The sequence below is a fragment of the Leucobacter sp. BZR 635 genome (assembly GCF_048061935.2).
Taxonomy (GTDB): domain Bacteria; phylum Actinomycetota; class Actinomycetes; order Actinomycetales; family Microbacteriaceae; genus Leucobacter.
In genome coordinates this window covers 26,215-43,187 of record NZ_JBLUNZ020000047.1, presented here as the reverse complement: position 1 = coordinate 43,187, position 16,973 = coordinate 26,215, and the positions used below count along the sequence as shown (strand labels likewise).

The following is a 16,973-nucleotide window of genomic DNA, read 5'->3' as shown; positions in this document are numbered from 1 at the left end:
CCCAGAGCCAGGAACCGCGTTGGTCTTCCAGTGGCGCAAGTGGGATGGCTCACCGCACTGGCGGCACGACTGCGTCTACCTCGGCGCTGACGAGTGGGGCGACTGGGTGGGGCAGACGGTCGGCTGGGCGAGCGTCAGGCCCGGCCGAGCCTTCACCGTGACGGGGCCGAGCGTCACGCTGATACCCGCGCTCGGTGCGGGTGATAGCGCGGGTGCCGGTGCCGCTGCCGGTGCCGATGCGGCGCTTGCCGGGCTGGAAGGTGCGGGCCTGCGGCACGCAGACTTCACGCTCACGGTAAATCGCAGCCACCCCAAGGGGATGCGCGTCTACATCGACCTCGGGTGGGACATCCGGTGGGACGAAGATCCTCTGCTCGTGACCGGAATCGACATGGACCTCGACGTGGTGCGCGTCGAGGGCGCGCGCGGCACCTGGGTGGATGACCGCGACGAGTGGGCCGAGCACGCCGCCGAATTCGGCTACCCGGCTGAGGTGATGGAGCGGCTTGAGGGTTTGGCGCTCGAGCTCGAAGCGCGGGTGCGGGAGCAGTCGCCCCCGTTCGACGATGCGACCGCTGACGCCTGGCTCGACCGGCTGGAAGCGCTCGGCCTCGAGTGCTGAGCCAGCGTGGTCGCGTCTGCGCCCGCGCCGCGCCGCCCCAAGTCACCCGCCCCAACTCACCCACCCCACCCCGCACATCAACTCCTGGTCAGTTTGCGCACCGAGCTCGGCGAAATCGTCGCCTCAGCGGCGCTAACTGACCACTAGTTCGGGGTCGTCGCGGGCCCCGTCGCGGGGCGACGCATCGGGGTGTGCGGGATCCCGTCCTCGAGGTATTCCGCTCCGTCCGGCGCGAAACCAAACCTGCCGTACCAGCCGGTGAGGTGCGACTGTGCCTCCAGCACGAGTGGCCCGCTGCCATACTCCGCGAGCACTGCGGTCATGAGGGCTGCCGCGAGACCCTTTCCGCGGTGTGCGGCGTCAGTAGCAACCCGCCCGACCGCGTGCAGGCCGGGCTCCCGGTCCTCCTCGGCGAGCACGCGAAGCGTTGCCGCGATTGTGGGTACGATCGTTGGGGCCTGCTCGCCGGGTGAGGCGGTTGCCTCGGTGCCGGCAGTTTGGCGCGCGGCCTCGATCCAGAACTGTTCGGTCGTGTTCTCGGCGTCGCGCCCATCGAGATCGAGGTAGGCGCACTCTTGCTCGATGACGAAGACTTCTTGCCGCAGCCGCGCAATGTCGTGGAAGGTGCGGGGCGTGAGCTCGGTGAGGCCACGGGCAGTCTGGAGCGCGTAGTTCGGGGGCAGCGAGGGCATGGAACAATCTTGACATGCCGACGCGAGCGAATTCGATTTCCGTTCGGCGCGCTGAGCCGGTAATGTTATTTCCTGGTCGTGTTCGCGCGACCAAAGGCGGGTTGCCCGAGCGGCCAAAGGGATCTGACTGTAAATCAGACGCGCAAGCTACGTGAGTTCGAATCTCTCACCCGCCACCCAAGTGAATGTTGGAAGACATTGCAGAAACCCGGCCCACACTGAGTGGGGGCCGGGTTTTTTGCTGCGCCCGGGCCCTGCAGCGGAGGCGTGTGGACAACCCCGACCCCCCGTGTAATCCATTCCGACCCGTTTTTGGCCCTCACAAGGGTCGGTCTGAATGAATCGGGCGCTTTGCAAGCGAGGGTGTAGCCGCTTCCGGCATCGGCAAGGGACCGTGAGGGGCGCGGTATTGCCCAATTCGCTGGAAGGCCGCAACTGCCGCGCCCGACGAACGCACCTCGGGAGCTGCGCAACCTACACGACCCGCGCCCCTCTGCCCTGCCCGGCAAGGGCGCGAAGCGCCCGCGGCAGCCGCCAGCACGAACGTCGGCACGAGGGCGTGCTGAAGCGGAAGTGGCTCAGGCCTGAGTGTTGCGGGGGCTCCCGCGCTCGCTACCCGGCTGGCGGCGCCCGGTTGCTCTGGGCGGTTTCCTCCGACCCAATGGCTCGCAGCGAAGCAACCCCAACCCGAACCACGCTCAGTAGACATCCCCTCAGCGAAGTCAGGGGTAATCGGCAGCAAAGGAGCCATGACCTCGCTGAGGTCATGGCTGTTGAGCGCTCGTCATCGCTGAGGTCTGCACCTTCGACTGTGAAGAGCCATTATTCCGGTCGGTCGGGATGCGGGGCGGCACCGGCGGCCTCGCCGCCAAACGTGGGCGTGCGCTTCTCCTGGAACGCGGCGAAGCCCTCGCGATAGTCCGGCGTATCGCACAGCGCCGCCTGCGCGCGGTTCTCCGCGGACATCGACTCCCAGAGCCCCACGCGGCGGTCGCGCAGCTCACGGATGAGCTCCTTCGAGGTGAGGAATGCCTGCGTCGCACCGCGCGCTGCGTTGGTCGCGGCGGCGCGGGTAGCCTCGAGCACCTCGTCGTCCGGGAACGACTGCGAGAAGAGCCCCGCCGCGACGGCCTCCGCGCCGCTCATGAGGCGGGCGGTGTAGATGAGGTCGAGCGTGCGGTGCGCGCCGAGCCGCTCGTAGAAGAGTGCGTGCCCGCCGGAGTCGAGGGTCGCGCCGAGATTTGCGAACGGGCTCCCAATCTTTGCTGATTCTGCGACGTAGACGACATCGGTCGCGATGAGCAGCCCGAGGCCGACGCCGAGGCAGGCGCCGTGGGCGCTCGCGAAGGTTGGCGCAGGGAACTCGCTCATCTGGGCGAGGAGCGGCTCGACGAGTCCGCCGAGGTAGCCGGAAACGTCGTCGTTTCGCGGGTCGACGCCCGAGATGTCTCTGCCGGCCGAGAAGGCGCGGCCCTCACCGTGGAGCAGGAGCGCGCGCACGTTCGCTGCCGCCGCCTCGGCGTATGCGTCTGACAGCCCGCGCAGCATGTCGGGCCCGAGCGCGTTCAGCCGTGCTGGCGCGTTGAGCATGATTTCGGCGACACCGTCTGTGATGGTCAGAGTGATTTCTTGCGACATGCCTGGACCTTTCTGGGTTACGCGTCGTAGTTGATGACGAGGCGTTCGGACTGGGGGTGTGACTGGCAGGTGAGCACGAAGCCGCGTTCGATCTCGTCGGCCTCGAGCGCGTAGTTCTCGGTCATCGACACGGAACCCTCGGTGACGTGGGCTCGGCAGGTGCCGCACACCCCGCCCGCGCACGCGAAGGGCACGTCGGGGCGCACCCGCAGCGCCGCATTGAGCACGGTCTCGTTCGCCGCGACCGGGCTCTCCACGGAGGAGGAGGTGCCGTCGAGGGTGAAGTCGATCGTGACGACCTCCTCGCCGGCGCGGACCTCGACGGGCCGCGCTCGCGGCGCGCTTCCCGGCTCGCCGGTGGTGAACAGCTCGAAGCGCACGTGGGAGGGATCGACGCCGTGCTCGGCGAGCAGGTCGCGCGAGAGCTGTACGAGGTCGAATGGGCCGCAGATCACCCACTCATCGGGCATGCTCGCGGGGATCACCGCGCGGAGAATGGTGCGCAGCCGCTCCTCGTCGAGCCTGCCCGACATGATCGGGGCCGAGCGTTGTTCGCGCGATAGGACGTGGTGCAGCGCGAAGCGGTCGGGGAAGCGATCCTTCAAGTCAGAGAGTTCCTCGACGAACATGACGTCGGCGGAGGATCTGTTGGTGAAGAGCAGATCGAAGCGTGAGGAGTCGGACGCCTCGAGCACGTGGTGCGCGATGGTGATGACGGGGGTGATCCCGGAGCCGGCGGCGATGCCGACCACGTGTCTGCCCGTGAGTTCGTCGAGGTTGGAGGTGAATGCGCCCTGCGGCGTCATGACCTGCAGGCTGTCGCCGACGCGGAGCTCGTCGTTGACCCACGTCGAGAAGACGCCTCCGTGGTCTCGCTTCACGGCGACCGAGATGCGGCCGTCTGCTGGCGGCCGGCAGATCGAGTAGGAGCGGCGCAGGTCGTCTCCGTCGATGGTGGTGCGGAGCGCGAGGTGTTGGCCTGCGAGGTAGTGGTACTCGCCCGCGAGGTGCGCTGGCACCTCAAACGTGACCTCCACGCTCGCGGCGGTGAGGGGGCGTAACTGCACCACGCGCAGGTCGTGGAACGTCGCGCGCTTCTTCGCGCCGAGGTTAATTGCGGCCATGGCTCGTCCCTTTCGTGGCTCAGCGCCGGGATGGATCGAAACGGGTGGATCGAAACGGGTGGATCGGAGCGGGGAGATCAGTCGGGGCTGCGGCACCCGCTAGTGCGGTTTGAAGTAGTCGAAGGGCTCGAGGCAGGCGAGGCACTCGTAGTGGGCTTTGCAGGCGGTCGACCCGAAGCGGGAGACCTCGCGGGTGTTGGGGGAGTGGCAGCGGGGGCACTTGATGGAGAGCTGGAGTCGCACTGGCCCGTCGCCGAGGGCGGATCGCACGTGCGGCGGTGCGATGCCGTAGGCGGCGAGTTTGCGCTTGCCGTCCTCGCTCATCCAGTCGGTGGTCCAGGCGGGCGAGAGCGTGGTGGTGACGCGCACGCGTGCGTAGCCGGCCTCATGCAGCCGGGCGGTGACGTCGTCGCGCATCTGGTCGATGGCCGGGCAGCCGGAGTAGGTGGGGGTGAGCACGACAGACACCTCGCCCGCGGTGACCGTGGCGTCTCGGAGCACCCCGAGATCCTCAATCGTGAGCACGGGCACCTCTGGGTCGGGCACCTGTGCCGCGATGTCCCACACGCGGGCGGCGGCCGAGTCGGTGGGGCGCAGCCGGGTCACCATGTCGCACCGGGGTGTCGACGCGCGAGCCACTGGAGCTCGGCGATGATGTAACCCATGTGGGTGCTGTGGTGCCCGGCGCGGCCGCGAGCGTGGGCGGGCTGCACCTCCGGCACCGCCAGCTCTGCCTCAGCGAATACCGTGGCGACTGCGCTGTCGAAGCCCTGCCGCAGCGCCGAGGGGCGCGGGGCCAAGCCTTCGAGCCGGTCGGTGAGCGCCTCGTCCGTGAAGAGTTCGGCGACGAAGGGCCACGCGCGTTCGAACCCGGCGATGATCCGCTCCCGCGAGAGCTCGGTTCCGCCCGCCAGGCGCAGCACCCACTGCGCGGCGTGATCGACGTGGTAGCTCACCTCGCGCTCGGCCTTTGCCGCGATGGCCCCGAGCGACGCGTCGGGGCTGTCGAGAAGGGCGCGGTAGAGCTGCAGCTGGTAGGCGGAGAGCAGGAACAGCCGTGCGATCGTGTCACCGAAACCGCCGACCGGCTGCTCCACGATCCACGCGTTGCGAAACTCTGGCTCGTCGCGCCAGAAGGCGAGGTCGTCTTCGGAGCGCCCCGTCGCGGTGCCGGCGTAGTGCAGCAGCGCGCGTGCGTGGCCGAGGAGGTCGAGGGTGATGTTTGAGAGGGCGAGGTCTTCCTCAAGCTCTGGCGCGCGCGAGATCCACCAGGCGAGCTGCTGGGACATGATGAGCGCGTCGTCGCCGAGCCACATGGCGTATTCGGCGACGTCTGCGCTGGCCTGCCCGCCCGAGCCTGGCAGCTCTTCGGCAAGCCGCAGTTCGTCGACGCTCACGCTGCCGTGCAGCGCCGCAGCGTCGCGGGTCTTCAGGCTCTCGGTCACAGGTGCTTCACCCCCTCGGCCCGCGTGTAGTACACGGCGTGGCGGTAGTTCTTGCCGGCGGGGGATTCGAAGAAGGCTCCCTTCGAGCCAGGGTCGCTCGTGGTGATCGCGGCGGCCGGAACCACCCAGATCGAGACCCCCTCGTTGCGCCTCGTGTAGAGGTCGCGGGCGTTGCGTAGCGCCATCGCCTCGTCGGGGGCGTGGAGGGATCCCGCGTGGACGTGGCTGAGGCCGCGGTTCGCGCGGATGAATACCTCCCACAGCGGCCAGATCTCAGTTCCGAGTTCTCCTGGTGTCGACATCGTTGTCTCTCCTTCGGTGTTGCGGATCAGGCCGCGGCGCGAGCGCGCAGCCGCTGCTTCCTGGCGTATTCGGCAGCGGCCTCCCGCACCCAGGCACCGTCTTCGTGAGCGGTGCGCCGGTGGCTGAGCCGTTCGCTGTTGGCGGGGCCGCGCCCGTCAAGTACCTCCCGGAACTCGTTCCAGTCGAGGGGCCCGGAGATCCATGCGCCGGTGGCCTCGTCGAATCTGAGATCCTTGTCCGGGCATTCGAGGCCGAGCGCCTCGAACTGCGGAACGCACATGCCGACGAAGCGCTGGCGCAGCTCGTCATTCGAGAACCGCTTGATCTTCCACTTCATCGACTGGGCAGAGTTCGGGGAGGCGTCGTCGCTGGGCCCGAACATCATGAGCGAGGGCCAGTACCAGCGGTTCACCGCGTCTTGGGCCATCTGTTTTTGTTCGGGGGTGCCGTGCGAGAGTTCGTAGAGGATCTCGAACCCTTGCCGCTGGTGAAACGATTCCTCTTTGCAGATCCGCACCATTGCGCGGCCGTAGGGCCCGTACGATGCGCGGCAGAGCGGCACCTGGTTGCAGATCGCTGCGCCGTCAACGAGCCAGCCGATCGCGCCCATGTCTGCCCAGGTTGGCGTGTGGTAATTGAAGATCGATGAGTAGCGCGCCTGCCCGTCGACGAGTTTTTGCGTCATCTCCTCGCGGGTGACGCCGAGGGTCTGGGCTGCGGAGTAGAGGTAGAGCCCGTGGCCGGCCTCGTCTTGCACCTTCGCGATGAGGATCGCCTTGCGCTTGAGGCTTGGTGCCCGGGTGATCCAGTTCGCCTCCGGCTGCATGCCGATGATCTCGGAGTGGGCGTGCTGCGAGATCTGGCGGATGAGCGAGGCGCGGTACTTGTCGGGCATCCAATCGCGTGGTTCGATGCGCTGATCAGCCTCGATGATCGCGTCGAAGCGCGCTTGCTCGTCGAGTGTGGTCTGCGGGCCGACCGCGGTGTGCAGGCCGACGGTGTCGCGCGTGGCGACGTCGGGGTCCGTCGTATGACTCATCTGGTGCCTCCTTGCGTGAGGCCGGCGCGCTCACGATGCTGGCTCAGCTTCCCCCTGTTCGTCGGTGAATCGAGGTGGTAGCGTTGCCGTCAAGTGAATTACTTGCCGACCATTCAGTGAGTATATAGTCACGATACCACGATCACAATGGAGTGCACATGCGTTCACCGGCGAACCAGCCCATGGGACACGACGGCCCCGTAGAGGTCGACGTCCCGGTCGATCCCACGTGGTCTGCGACGGCGATGCTCCGCGAGGACGCCGCGAAAACGGCCTACGGCATCGTCGTGGTTGAGCTCGAGCGGGGGCGCGCGGTGCTCGCGATGCGGGTGCGTGAAGACATGACCAACGGCTTCGGGATCACGCACGGCGGAGTGGTGTTCACGCTCGCCGACACCGCCTTCGCCTACGCCTGCAACGAGGCGGAGCACGCAGTGGTCGCTGCGGGTGCCGAGATCACGTTTGCCGCGGCCAGCCGAGCGGGTGAGCTGCTTACGGCGACCGCGACCAGGCGCTGGCTGTCGGGGCGCAACGGGCTGTACGACGTGACCGTCACGCGATCCTCTGGCGAGGTCGTCGCCGAGTTCCGCGGGCGCTCCTTCGAGACGAGACAGGAGAGAGGCCCGCATGGCACCCGCTGAGATTCCCCAAGAGCCGCCAGGCGGTGCGGCGGCCGCGCTGCACCCCGAAGAGCTCCTCACTCGCCAAGGGCTCGAACGATTGCAGCTGCAGCGGCTGCAATGGACCGTGCGCTATGCCTACGAGCATGTGCCGTTCTATACGCAGCGCTTCGACGAGGCCGGTGTGACCCCCGACGACATCCGAGAGCTCGGCGACATCGCTCGCCTCCCCTTCACCACGAAAGCGGACCTCCGGGAGCACTACCCGTTCGGGCTCTTCGCTGTGCCGCGCAGCGAGATTCGGCGAGTGCACGCCTCGTCGGGAACGACCGGGCGGGTAACGGTTGTCGGGTACACTCAGGGGGACCTCGACCACTGGGCGGATCTCTTGGCCAGGTCGCTCTACGCGTCTGGTGTTCGCCCGGGCTGGACCGTGCACAACGCCTACGGTTACGGGCTCTTCACCGGAGGCCTCGGCGCACACGCGGGGATCGAGCGGCTCGGCTGCACCGTCATTCCCATGTCCGGCGGGCAGACCGCGAAGCAGGTGCAGCTGATTCGCGACTTCCAGCCCGACGCCATCATGTGCACGCCGAGCTACCTCCTCACCATCGCAGACGGCTTCGAGGCCGCGGGCTTGGACCCGCGCGAAACGAGCCTGAAGGTCGCTATCTGCGGGGCGGAGCCGTGGAGCGACGCGATGCGCGACGAGCTCGAACGGCGCTTCAACCTGAAGGCCGTCGACATTTACGGGCTCTCCGAGATCATGGGCCCGGGAGTGGGCAACGAGTGCGTCGAGACGCAAGACGGCCCGCACATCTGGGAAGACCACTTTCTCCCGGAGATCATCGGCGAGGACCTCGCCCCGCTGCCCGACGGCGAGCAAGGCGAGCTCGTGCTCACGACGCTCACAAAGGAGGCGATGCCGATGATCCGCTATCGCACCCGTGACCTCACCTCGCTGCACCCGGGAACGGCCAGGCCGGCGCACCGGCGCATCGCGAAGATCCTCGGCCGAAACGACGACATGATCATTCTGCGCGGCGTCAACGTGTTTCCCACGCAGATCGAGGAGATCGCACTCGGGGTGCCCGGGCTTACCGCGCACTTCGTGCTCGAGCTCTCGCAGCGCGGCGCGCTCGACGAGCTGCTCGTGCGCATCGAGCCAGAGGAGGGCGTCGACGGGGCGACCGCCCAGCGAGCAGCGGACCTGCTTCGCACGCGCATCAAGGAGCGCGTCGGCGCGAGCCTCGGCGTGCAGCTCGTCGCGGCGGGATCGCTGCCGCGGTCTGAGGGAAAGCTCAAGCGGCTTGTCGACCTGCGGTAACTTGGACACGGGCGGATGATCCTCCCTGAGGCGGTGTGGCCGGTACCCGAGTGGTTCCGGGCAGGAAGGAGCATCTGATGGCGGCTTTGGATGTCGCGCCGGCAGCTCGGCGGGGTCGGCCAGGCTACGACCAGAACAGCATGCTCGAGGTGATCGTTGAGGTGTTTGTCGATCGCGGCTACGACGCCTCCTCGCTCGATACGATCGCGAAGCGCCTCGGCCTGTCGAAGTCGGCTGTCTACCACCACTTCACCTCGAAGGCCGAGATGCTCGAGATCGCGCTGGAGCGGGTGCTCGGCGAGCTCGAGCGCGTGTTCGACGACGCGGAGGCCCTCGATCTGCCCGCGGTCGAGCGGATCCGCCGGATTATCAGCGAGGCGGTGCTCGTCGCGTGCGCGCGGCAGCAGTACCTCGTCCTCCTGCTTCGGCTGCACGGAAACTCCGACGTTGAGCTCAACGCGATGGCCAGGAGGCGCGAGCTGACGGCGCGGTTGAGTCGCATATTCGAGGCCGCGCGCGCGGAGGGCGGGGCGCGCGATGACATCGACCCCGCGCTTGCCGCGCGCCTCACTTTCGGCCTCGTGAACTCGCTCGTCGAGTGGTACCGCCCAGACGGGCCCGACGAGCCGGCGGCGCTCGCGGACACCGTCCTCGCCTTCGTGCGGTCGGGCATGCTGGCGGCCGACGGGCGAGGCCCCCGGTAGCGACCGCGCCGGGCCGCCACCGAGCTCCGCGCGCGGCAGCCCCGGCTCGGCCGCAGGCCTCACCGCCCGGCTCGCCCTCGGGCCTCACCGCCCGGCCTCACCGCCCGGCCCGAGCTCTAGCCGCGCGGCCGCTTGGAGACGAGCGTGAGTACGTCGTAGGTTGCGACGATGTCGCCACGCTGGTTCGACAGCACCGCGTCCCAGTGCACCTCGCCGTAGTCGTCGGTTTCACGCGGCACGATCTGCTTCGCGGTGAGCGCGACGCGCACCTCGTCGCCGGGCGAGACCGGCGTGATGAAGCGCAGGCTCTCGAGGCCGTAGTTCGCAAGCACCGGCCCCGGATCAGGCGAGACGAACAGGCCGGCGGCAAACGAGAGCAGCAGGTAGCCGTGCGCGATCCTGCCGGGGAAGAACGGGTTCGCCGCGGCCGCCTCCTCATCGGTGTGCGCATAGAACGTGTCGCCCGTGAACTCGGCGAAGTGCGAAATGTCGTCGAGGGTCACCTCGCGCGACTCGGAGACCACGCGGTCGCCGATCCGCAGATCCTCAAGCGACCTCCGAAACGGGTGCACATCGTCGCGCGTCGCCGCCCCCGCGTGCCACACGCCTGTGATGGCAGTGAGCATCTCGGGGCTGCCCTGGATCGCGGTGCGCTGCATGTAGTGGAAAACGGAGCGCACGCCGCCGAGCTCCTCGCCGCCGCCCGCGCGGCCGGGGCCGCCGTGCACGAGTGTGGGGAGCGGGGAGCCGTGACCGGTCGAGGCCCGCGCGCTCGTGCGGTCGAGCACGAGCACTCGCCCGTTGGCCGAGGCAATGCGACGGGTGAACAGTGCAACGAACTCGGAGTCGGCCGACGCCACGCTCGTCACGAGCGAGCCGCCGCCGCGGGCGACCAACTCGGTGGCCTCGAGCGGGGAGTCGTAGGTGAGGATCGACGACACCGGACCGAAGGCTTCGGTATCGTGCGCGCGGTCGGCCTGCGGGTCGTCGAAGCGGAGCAGGATCGGGTCAAGGAACGCGCTGCTCGGATCGGGGGACTGGCCATCGCCGATCAGCACCCGCCCGCCTCCGTCGACGAGGCGCTGCACCTGCCGCAGCACCTCCTCACGCTGCGCGGTGGAGGCGAGCGCCCCCATCGTGGTGGCCTCGTCGCGCGGGTCGCCGACGACAACCTTCGCTGCGATCCTGGCGGCCACCGCCTCTGCCACGGCATCGGCGACCGCTTCGGGGACGATGGCGCGACGGATTGCCGTGCACTTCTGCCCGGCCTTCGACGTCATCTCTGCGACGAGCTGCCGAACGTAGGCGTCGAACTCCGGGGTGCCTGGCAGCGCGTCTGGGCCGAGCACCGAAGCGTTGATCGAGTCGGTCTCGGCACCGAAGATCACGCCGCCCGTCTGCACCGCAGGGTGCAGTCGCAGCGCCTCGGCGGTGCTCGCGGAGCCCGTGAACGAGATGACGTCTCCGAGGCGCGCGTGGGCGAACACTTCGTGGATCGAGCCGGTCACGAGCTGCACGGCACCGGCCGGCAGCAGGCCGGACTCGACGAGGATCCGCACCATATGCTCGGCCACGTAGGCCCCGGGGGTTGCTGGCTTGATGACCGTCGGCATGCCCGCGAGGAACGTCGGGGCGAGTTTCTCAAGCGCGCCCCACACCGGAAAGTTGAATGCGTTAATCTGCACGGCGACCCCCGGAAGGGTGGTGCGAATGTGCCTGCCGAGGAACGAGCCGTCCTTCGAGAGCGCCTCGACGGGGCCGTCGAGCTGCACGCGCGCGTTCGGGAGCTCGCGGCGACCCTTGCTCGAGTAAGTGAACAGCACCCCGATGCCGCCGTCGATGTCGACCCAGGAGTCAGCCTTCGTCGCGCCGGTGTGGGTCGAGAGCTCGTAGAGCTCAGACTTGCGAGCTGTGAGCGCGAGCGCGAACTCTTTGAGCAGCACGGCGCGCTGGTGGAAGGTGAGCTCGCTCAGGCTCGCCTGGCCGGTTGCTCGCGCGAAGTCCATGACTGAGGCAAGGTCGAGCCCCGCGGTCGACACGCCTGCGACGACCTCGCCGGTGACGGCGTCGCAGACCTCGGTTGCTGGCGAGACCGCGAGGTCCGCAGCGTCAGGCTCCCACCAGGCGTCGTGGATGTAGCTCTGGAGTGTGCGGGTCATCGGGGCTCCGTTCGTCGTGCGGTGGGTGTGGCAGGAGAGCGCTCATTGCTGGTGTGTTCGCTCGAGAAACTCGGTCATTCGGCGCAGTTTCTCCGGACTCTCGAAGAGTGTCGCCTGCTCGGCGAAGTCGATCGCCGGGTGGGCCTCCCGCGGCGCGCGAAGCACACGTTTTGTCGCGCGAGTGGCCTGCGGGTCAAGCGCGGCGATCCGGGCGGCAATCTGCTCTGCTCTGGAGAGCGCCTCCTCCAAGCTGTCGTGCAGGTGGGTAATGAGTCCCGCAGTGAAGGCCTCGGGGCCCGTGAGGATCCGCCCCGCGAGCAGCATCTCGGCGGTGAGTGGCGCGCCCACGAGCTCTGGGAGCCGCCAGGTTGCGCCCGCCCCGGCGAGGATGCCGAGGTTCGTCTCTGGGTTACCGATGCGAAGCCCGGTGGTCCCCAGCCGGATGTCCGCAGCGTAGGCGAGCTCGGCACCTCCGCCGAGCGCGTAGCCGTCAAGCACGGCAATGACGGGCATGGGGAGCGCCGCGACTCGCATGAACGCGTGTGTGTTGATCCCCGTCAGCGCATCGGGGCCGCGTCGGTCACGCAGTTGCGCGATGTCGGCCCCGGCGGCGAAGTTGCCTCCGGCACCTGAGAAGATGAGCGTTTGGGGCGTGCGCTCGAGCTCGGTACACAGCTCGTGGAGGGCGTCGATGGCCGCGAGATCCATCGCGTTGCGCTTCTCCGGGCGGTTGAGTGTTGCGTGGATGTGGGTCTCGCGGTGCTCGACCCGGAGCGGTGAATGGGTCTCGGTGGCGTGGTTCTCCGACACGAGCTTGACCTCCTTGTCAGGCTGACGCTCGACCAGTCTCAATAGTGACTGACCGTTCGGTAATGAATTCAGGATAGGTGGCGCTTCGCCCCCACGCAACCAGGGGGTCGCCCACGGGGGAGGGGATCCTTCGCGGGTCCACCGCAACACGCAATCAGACCCGCGGATACGCGCGCAGTGGGTGCTCAAGCAACTCGACGACCGCCCGGAGAAACCCGGCCGCGTAGCCGCCGTCGCACACGCGGTGGTCGAAGACGAGCGACAGCTGCGCAATGCGGCGGGGCACGATCTCGCCTGCCACGACCCAGGGGCGCTCGAGGATTCGCCCGATGCCGAGGATCGCGACCTCCGGGTGGTTGATGATTGCCGCTGATCCGTCCACGCCGAGTCCGCCGTAGTTGTTCACCGTGAACGTCGAGTCGCGTAACTGTGCGGGAGCGATGCGGCCGGCCCGCGCCGCGGCGGCGAGATCACGCAGCGCCGAGTTGATGTCTGCAATGCTCAGGGCGTTCGCGTGGGGGATCACGGGCACCATGAGCCCGCGGTCGGTGTCGACCGCGATCCCGAGATTCACCCCGTCGTAGCACTCGAACTCGTCACCGTCGCCCACGATCCGCGAGGCGAGAAGCGGGAACTGTTCGAGCGCCAGCAGCACGTAGCGGGCGAAGATCGCGGTCACCGAGGGCGGATCCTGCCCCGCGGGCGCCATCGCGCCGCGCAATTCCCACAGCTCCGTGAGGTCCGCGTCGACCCACACAGTGGCCTCCGGAATCTCGGCGCGGCTGCGGCTGAGCTTCGCGCTCACGGCCCTGCGCAGCGGCGAGAACCGCTCGGTGCGGAGCACGCGGAGGGGTGCCGCGGGCTCCGGTGCCGTGCTCGCCGGATCGCGAACTTCAGCTGCCGCATCCGGTGCGCCCCCGGCCGATCGCAGGATGTCTGAGCGCGTGACCGCGCCGTCACTTCCTGTGGGCGTGACGTGTGCGGGATCAACGCCCAGCTCGCGAGCGAGGCGCCGCACAATCGGGGACCGGACGGCGACCGGCCCACGGGGTGTGGATTGGGCTGGCGCGGCGGGGGCTGGGGGGATCGGCTGGGCTGCAGGGGCTGCCGGGATCGCATGGGCGGAGGTGGCTCGCTTGGGCGGCGACGGCGACGGCGACGGCGGCGGCGAGGCGACCGCGCCGCCGCCGACGCGACGCCTGCGGCCCCGCACCGGCCCGGCACCCGTGCCGTATCCAATGAGCACGTTGCCCGATCCCGCCTGCTCCTCGGCGCGGTACGCCTCCTGCTCGGCGGTGCTCGGCCTCAGCCCATCGGCGGTGCCCACCTCGATCACGGGGGCGCCTGTCAAGATCGATCCCCCCTCCTCGCCATGCAGCGCGACTACCCTGCCCGCGAATGGCGACGGGAGGTCGACAATGCTCTTCGCGGTCTCGACCTCGGCGATGACCTGATCCACGGTGATCTCGTCGCCGAGCGCAACCGCCCAGCGAATGAGGACCGCTTCGGTGAGTCCTTCACCGAGGTCGGGGAGGCGGAATACCTGGGGTGTCATCGCGCTTCCTCCCAGTGCAGGGTGTCGATGGCGTCGAGGACGCGATCGACGTCGGGCAGGTTCCAGTGCTCGAACTTCGGCGGCGGGAACGGAATGTCGAAGCCTGCGACGCGGCGCACGGGAGCCTCGAGGTACTCGAAGCACTGCTCGAAGACGCGCGCCTGGATCTCCGAGGCGACGCTCGCGAAGCCCGGCGCCTCAGCGATCACGACAGCGCGACCGGTGCTGCGCACGGCAGCCATCACGGTCTCATCATCAAACGGGGTCAGCGTGCGCACGTCTACGACCTGCACACTGCGCCCCTCCTCGGCGCATGCCGCCGCGGCCTCCAACGCGACCGGGAGCGAGGGGCCGTAGCTGATGAGTGTGAGATCTGAGCCCTCGCGCACCACCTCCGCCCTCCGGAGCTCTGCAACGATCGACGTGTCGACGGCCCCCTTGGACCAGTAGAGCTTCTTCGGCTCCATGAACACAACAGGATCTGGCGATGCGATGGCTGCACGCAGCAGTGAATACGCGTCTTGCGGGGATGCCGGGGTGACGACCGTGAGGCCCGGGGTGTGGGCGTAGTAGGCCTCAGACGAGTCGCAGTGATGCTCGACCCCGCCGATCCCGCCGCCGTACGGGATACGGATCACCAGGGGCATCTGCATCGCGCCGCGGGTGCGGTTGCCAAGTTTCGCGACGTGGCTCACGATCTGCTCGAAGGCAGGGAACGCGAACGCGTCGAACTGCATCTCGACGACGGGGATGAGCCCGTTCATCGCCATGCCGACGGCGGTTCCCACGATGCCCGACTCCGCGAGCGGAGTGTCAAAGCAGCGCGCCTCGCCGAAGTGCGCCGTGAGCCCGTCAGTGACGCGGAAGACGCCGCCGAGCGCGCCGACATCCTCGCCGAAGATGAGCACGCGCTCGTCCTCGGTGAGCGCGTCATGCAGCGCGCGGTTGAGCGCCGCGGCCATGGTCATGGTCTCGACCGCTGGCGGGGAGGCTGTTGGTGCGGTGCTCGATGGGGAGGCCGCCTGAGTGAGCGTCACGGTGCTCATGAGACCGCCTCCGTCCGCGCGATCTCATCCTGCAGAAAGCGCCACTGCGAAGCGAGCGTTGCCGGGCGCTCCGCGAACACGTGGGTAAACAGGGCTTCAGGATCCACCTCGGGCTCGGCGTGCATCGCCGTGCGCAGCCCCGCGGCGATCTGTTCCGCGCGCTCGGCGAACCCGGCCTCGAGCTCGTCGGTGAGTGCGCCGCGATCCCTGAGCAGCGCGCGCAGCCGCGTGAACGGGTCGCGCTCGATCCAGGCCTGCACGGCCTCGTGCCCGCGGTATCTGGTGTCGTCGTCAGCGTTCGTGTGGGCGAGCATTCGGTAGGTGTGCGCCTCGACGAGGGTCGGGCCGGCGCCGCTGCGGGCGCGTGTGACTGCCTCACCGAGAACCGCGATGAGCGCCGCGACGTCGTTCCCGTCAACGCGCTGCCCCGGCATTCCGTAGCCGATCGCTTTGTGCGCGAGCGAGGGGGCAGCGGTCTGCCTGGAGAGCGGCACGGAGATCGCGAACTCATTGTTCTGCACGAAGAACACCACCGCGAGGCCAAACACGGCCGCGAAGTTCATGGCCTCGTGGAAGTCGCCCTCACTCGTTGCGCCGTCACCGCACATGGCGAGCACGACGGTGTCTTCGCCGCGCAGCTTCGCCGCGTGTGCGAACCCGACCGCGTGGAGCAGCTGGGTCGCGAGCGGCGTTGCTTGTGGTGCGACTCGAAACTCCCGCGGGTCATAGCCCGAGTGCCAGTCCCCGCGCAGCAACACCATCGCGTCCTCGGGGGAGACCCCGCGGGCGATGACCGCGACGGAGTCACGGTAGGTCGGAAACATCCAGTCGGACTCCTCGAGCACCATCGCGGCCGCGATCTGGCACGCCTCCTGGCCGTTCGACGAGGGGTAGACCGCGAGACGGCCCTGCCGCACGAGTGCATTGCACTGGTCGTTGATCCGCCTGCCCTCGACGAGCCCTGCAAACGCGCGGGTGAGTACCGCGTCGTCGGGGGCAGCGTAGTCGGCGTCAGGAACATACTCCCCCGATGCCGTGATGAGCTGAACCGGCAGGCTCCTCGGAAGCAGCGCGTTCGCTGCCGGAGGCACGCTTGTGTGAGACATCGGCTCCTCCTTGAGCTCGGCACCCCGTGAGCGAACCTGTGAGGTAAGCCCCGGAGCGCGATGTGCCCTCAGCGTAGTAATCGTCTACAAACATCGGCAGAAGTCTGGACGAAACGAGCCGATCCCCCCGCTATTGCGTACGATTGGTGCTCACAGCGGTGGCCAACGACGGCAGGAGCGACATGGAACTGGACGACACGGACCGCGCGATCGTGCGCGAACTGCGACGGGACGCGCGTGCCTCGATGACCACACTCGCTGAAGCCGTGCACATTTCTCGGGCGGGCGCGCATGCGCGGGTCAGGCGGCTACAGGCTGCGGGGGTCATCACGGGTTTCACGGTGCGCACCGATCCCGTGCTGCTCGGGCAGCATACGTCGGCGTACGTGACGCTCTCCGTCGAGCAGCCAGCCTGGCAGGAGGTGCGGCTGCGGCTGCAGGATATTCCGGAGGTCGAGCACATCGCTCTCGTCGGCGGTGAGTTCGACGTGATGCTGCTCGTGCGGGCACGTGACACCCGAGATCTCAGGCGGGTGGTGCTCGAAGAAGTGCAGGCGATCCCCTTCGTGCGCACCTCGCGCACTCTGCTCATCTTTGAAGATTTCCCCAACCTCCCCGGGCCCGGTGGCAGCGCCGAATGATTCGAACATCGGGCAGGGAAGCCTTCGAAACAAGAAATCTGTCCACAAGTTATCCCCAAGAATGTGGATAACTTTCGGCATGAATGCGAGAGATACTCACAACCTGTCCACAGGGGCCTGTGGAAACTCGGCCTGTGGACAG

Annotated in this window: 17 protein-coding genes and 1 tRNA gene; 6 read left to right on the top strand and 12 right to left on the bottom strand. The window is 68.3% G+C overall.

Translation table 11 applies throughout. The features are described from left to right. The first annotated feature begins 19 nt into the window (after positions 1-19). A complete protein-coding gene (locus ACI1US_RS09870; RefSeq protein WP_461640085.1) occupies positions 20-622 on the top strand; it encodes a hypothetical protein in 603 nt (200 codons plus the stop codon). Positions 623-765: 143 nt separating this feature from the next. Here the strand turns inward: ACI1US_RS09870 and ACI1US_RS09865 are convergent, their stop codons facing one another. After that, positions 766-1,314, bottom strand: coding sequence for a GNAT family N-acetyltransferase (locus tag ACI1US_RS09865; protein WP_461640083.1), 549 nt, complete (start codon positions 1,312-1,314; stop codon positions 766-768). 95 nt (positions 1,315-1,409) lie between these two features. Here ACI1US_RS09865 and ACI1US_RS09860 point away from each other — a divergent pair. After that, a tRNA-Tyr gene (locus tag ACI1US_RS09860) sits at positions 1,410-1,490 on the top strand. A gap of 646 nt (positions 1,491-2,136) precedes the next feature. On the opposite strand, the gene ACI1US_RS09855 is transcribed toward ACI1US_RS09860, so the two are convergent. The 6 genes from ACI1US_RS09855 to paaA all read right to left on the bottom strand — a co-directional run bounded on the left by ACI1US_RS09855 (position 2,137) and on the right by paaA (position 6,863). Further along, positions 2,137-2,952, bottom strand: coding sequence for an enoyl-CoA hydratase/isomerase family protein (locus tag ACI1US_RS09855; protein ID WP_461640081.1), 816 nt, complete (start codon positions 2,950-2,952; stop codon positions 2,137-2,139). A 17-nt stretch (positions 2,953-2,969) separates the two neighbouring features. After that, positions 2,970-4,076: a 1,2-phenylacetyl-CoA epoxidase subunit PaaE gene (gene paaE / locus ACI1US_RS09850; RefSeq protein ID WP_461640079.1), complete on the bottom strand. Its 1,107-nt coding sequence runs from the start codon at positions 4,074-4,076 to the stop codon at positions 2,970-2,972. A gap of 99 nt (positions 4,077-4,175) precedes the next feature. Further along, positions 4,176-4,685: a 1,2-phenylacetyl-CoA epoxidase subunit PaaD gene (paaD, locus tag ACI1US_RS09845; protein ID WP_461640077.1), complete on the bottom strand. Its 510-nt coding sequence runs from the start codon at positions 4,683-4,685 to the stop codon at positions 4,176-4,178. Continuing rightward, positions 4,679-5,521 (bottom strand): 1,2-phenylacetyl-CoA epoxidase subunit PaaC, encoded by an 843-nt coding sequence (gene paaC, locus ACI1US_RS09840; RefSeq protein WP_461640075.1) that lies wholly within the window; start codon positions 5,519-5,521, stop codon positions 4,679-4,681. The genes paaD and paaC overlap by 7 nt, the downstream gene beginning before the upstream one ends. Further along, positions 5,518-5,823 carry a 1,2-phenylacetyl-CoA epoxidase subunit PaaB gene (gene paaB / locus ACI1US_RS09835; RefSeq protein ID WP_461640073.1) on the bottom strand — a complete coding sequence of 102 codons (306 nt, stop codon included), beginning with the start codon at positions 5,821-5,823 and terminating at the stop codon, positions 5,518-5,520. The genes paaC and paaB overlap by 4 nt, the downstream gene beginning before the upstream one ends. 26 nt (positions 5,824-5,849) lie before the next feature. Next, on the bottom strand, positions 5,850-6,863 hold the full coding sequence (paaA, locus tag ACI1US_RS09830; RefSeq protein WP_461640072.1) for a 1,2-phenylacetyl-CoA epoxidase subunit PaaA: 1,014 nt from the start codon (positions 6,861-6,863) through the stop codon (positions 5,850-5,852). Between the two features lie 158 nt (positions 6,864-7,021). Here paaA and paaI point away from each other — a divergent pair, with 158 nt between their 5' ends. The 3 genes from paaI to ACI1US_RS09815 all read left to right on the top strand — a co-directional run bounded on the left by paaI (position 7,022) and on the right by ACI1US_RS09815 (position 9,514). Continuing rightward, a complete protein-coding gene (gene paaI / locus ACI1US_RS09825; protein ID WP_461640070.1) occupies positions 7,022-7,504 on the top strand; it encodes a hydroxyphenylacetyl-CoA thioesterase PaaI in 483 nt (160 codons plus the stop codon). Next, positions 7,491-8,810 (top strand): phenylacetate--CoA ligase family protein, encoded by a 1,320-nt coding sequence (locus tag ACI1US_RS09820; RefSeq protein ID WP_461640068.1) that lies wholly within the window; start codon positions 7,491-7,493, stop codon positions 8,808-8,810. The genes paaI and ACI1US_RS09820 overlap by 14 nt, the downstream gene beginning before the upstream one ends. Before the next feature lie 77 nt (positions 8,811-8,887). After that, positions 8,888-9,514, top strand: coding sequence for a TetR/AcrR family transcriptional regulator (locus ACI1US_RS09815; protein WP_461640066.1), 627 nt, complete (start codon positions 8,888-8,890; stop codon positions 9,512-9,514). 116 nt (positions 9,515-9,630) lie between these two features. Here the strand turns inward: ACI1US_RS09815 and paaZ are convergent, their stop codons facing one another. The 5 genes from paaZ to ACI1US_RS09790 form a co-directional block, all read right to left on the bottom strand. Further along, positions 9,631-11,673 (bottom strand): phenylacetic acid degradation bifunctional protein PaaZ, encoded by a 2,043-nt coding sequence (gene paaZ, locus ACI1US_RS09810; protein ID WP_461640064.1) that lies wholly within the window; start codon positions 11,671-11,673, stop codon positions 9,631-9,633. A gap of 42 nt (positions 11,674-11,715) precedes the next feature. Next, positions 11,716-12,483: an enoyl-CoA hydratase/isomerase family protein gene (locus ACI1US_RS09805; protein ID WP_461640062.1), complete on the bottom strand. Its 768-nt coding sequence runs from the start codon at positions 12,481-12,483 to the stop codon at positions 11,716-11,718. A gap of 154 nt (positions 12,484-12,637) precedes the next feature. Next, entirely contained in the window at positions 12,638-14,038 is a 1,401-nt protein-coding gene (locus ACI1US_RS09800; protein ID WP_461640060.1) for a dihydrolipoamide acetyltransferase family protein, read from the bottom strand. Beyond that, entirely contained in the window at positions 14,035-15,084 is a 1,050-nt protein-coding gene (locus ACI1US_RS09795; RefSeq protein ID WP_461640058.1) for an alpha-ketoacid dehydrogenase subunit beta, read from the bottom strand. The genes ACI1US_RS09800 and ACI1US_RS09795 overlap by 4 nt, the downstream gene beginning before the upstream one ends. After that, positions 15,081-16,190, bottom strand: a complete 1,110-nt coding sequence (locus tag ACI1US_RS09790; RefSeq protein ID WP_461640056.1) for a thiamine pyrophosphate-dependent dehydrogenase E1 component subunit alpha — start codon at positions 16,188-16,190, stop codon at positions 15,081-15,083. Before ACI1US_RS09790 ends, ACI1US_RS09795 begins: the two co-directional genes overlap by 4 nt. A 182-nt stretch (positions 16,191-16,372) precedes the next feature. Between ACI1US_RS09790 and ACI1US_RS09785 the strand changes: the two genes are divergently transcribed. Further along, entirely contained in the window at positions 16,373-16,831 is a 459-nt protein-coding gene (locus ACI1US_RS09785) for an Lrp/AsnC family transcriptional regulator (protein ID WP_461640054.1), read from the top strand. Positions 16,832-16,973: the final 142 nt, after the last annotated feature.

Excerpts from the sequence above, each read along its gene's own strand:
- ACI1US_RS09865 (WP_461640083.1), bottom strand. The coding sequence starts at position 1,314 with ATGCCCTCGCTGCCCCCGAACTACGCGCTCCAGACTGCCCGTGGCCTC.
- ACI1US_RS09855 (WP_461640081.1), bottom strand. The coding sequence starts at position 2,952 with ATGTCGCAAGAAATCACTCTGACCATCACAGACGGTGTCGCCGAAATC.
- paaE (WP_461640079.1), bottom strand. The coding sequence starts at position 4,076 with ATGGCCGCAATTAACCTCGGCGCGAAGAAGCGCGCGACGTTCCACGAC.
- paaD (WP_461640077.1), bottom strand. The coding sequence starts at position 4,685 with ATGGTGACCCGGCTGCGCCCCACCGACTCGGCCGCCGCCCGCGTGTGG.
- paaB (WP_461640073.1), bottom strand. The coding sequence starts at position 5,823 with ATGTCGACACCAGGAGAACTCGGAACTGAGATCTGGCCGCTGTGGGAG.
- paaA (WP_461640072.1), bottom strand. The coding sequence starts at position 6,863 with ATGAGTCATACGACGGACCCCGACGTCGCCACGCGCGACACCGTCGGC.
- paaI (WP_461640070.1), top strand. The coding sequence starts at position 7,022 with ATGCGTTCACCGGCGAACCAGCCCATGGGACACGACGGCCCCGTAGAG.
- ACI1US_RS09820 (WP_461640068.1), top strand. The coding sequence starts at position 7,491 with ATGGCACCCGCTGAGATTCCCCAAGAGCCGCCAGGCGGTGCGGCGGCC.
- ACI1US_RS09815 (WP_461640066.1), top strand. The coding sequence starts at position 8,888 with ATGGCGGCTTTGGATGTCGCGCCGGCAGCTCGGCGGGGTCGGCCAGGC.
- paaZ (WP_461640064.1), bottom strand. The coding sequence starts at position 11,673 with ATGACCCGCACACTCCAGAGCTACATCCACGACGCCTGGTGGGAGCCT.
- ACI1US_RS09800 (WP_461640060.1), bottom strand. The coding sequence starts at position 14,038 with ATGACACCCCAGGTATTCCGCCTCCCCGACCTCGGTGAAGGACTCACC.
- ACI1US_RS09795 (WP_461640058.1), bottom strand. The coding sequence starts at position 15,084 with ATGAGCACCGTGACGCTCACTCAGGCGGCCTCCCCATCGAGCACCGCA.
- ACI1US_RS09790 (WP_461640056.1), bottom strand. The coding sequence starts at position 16,190 with ATGTCTCACACAAGCGTGCCTCCGGCAGCGAACGCGCTGCTTCCGAGG.
- ACI1US_RS09785 (WP_461640054.1), top strand. The coding sequence starts at position 16,373 with ATGGAACTGGACGACACGGACCGCGCGATCGTGCGCGAACTGCGACGG.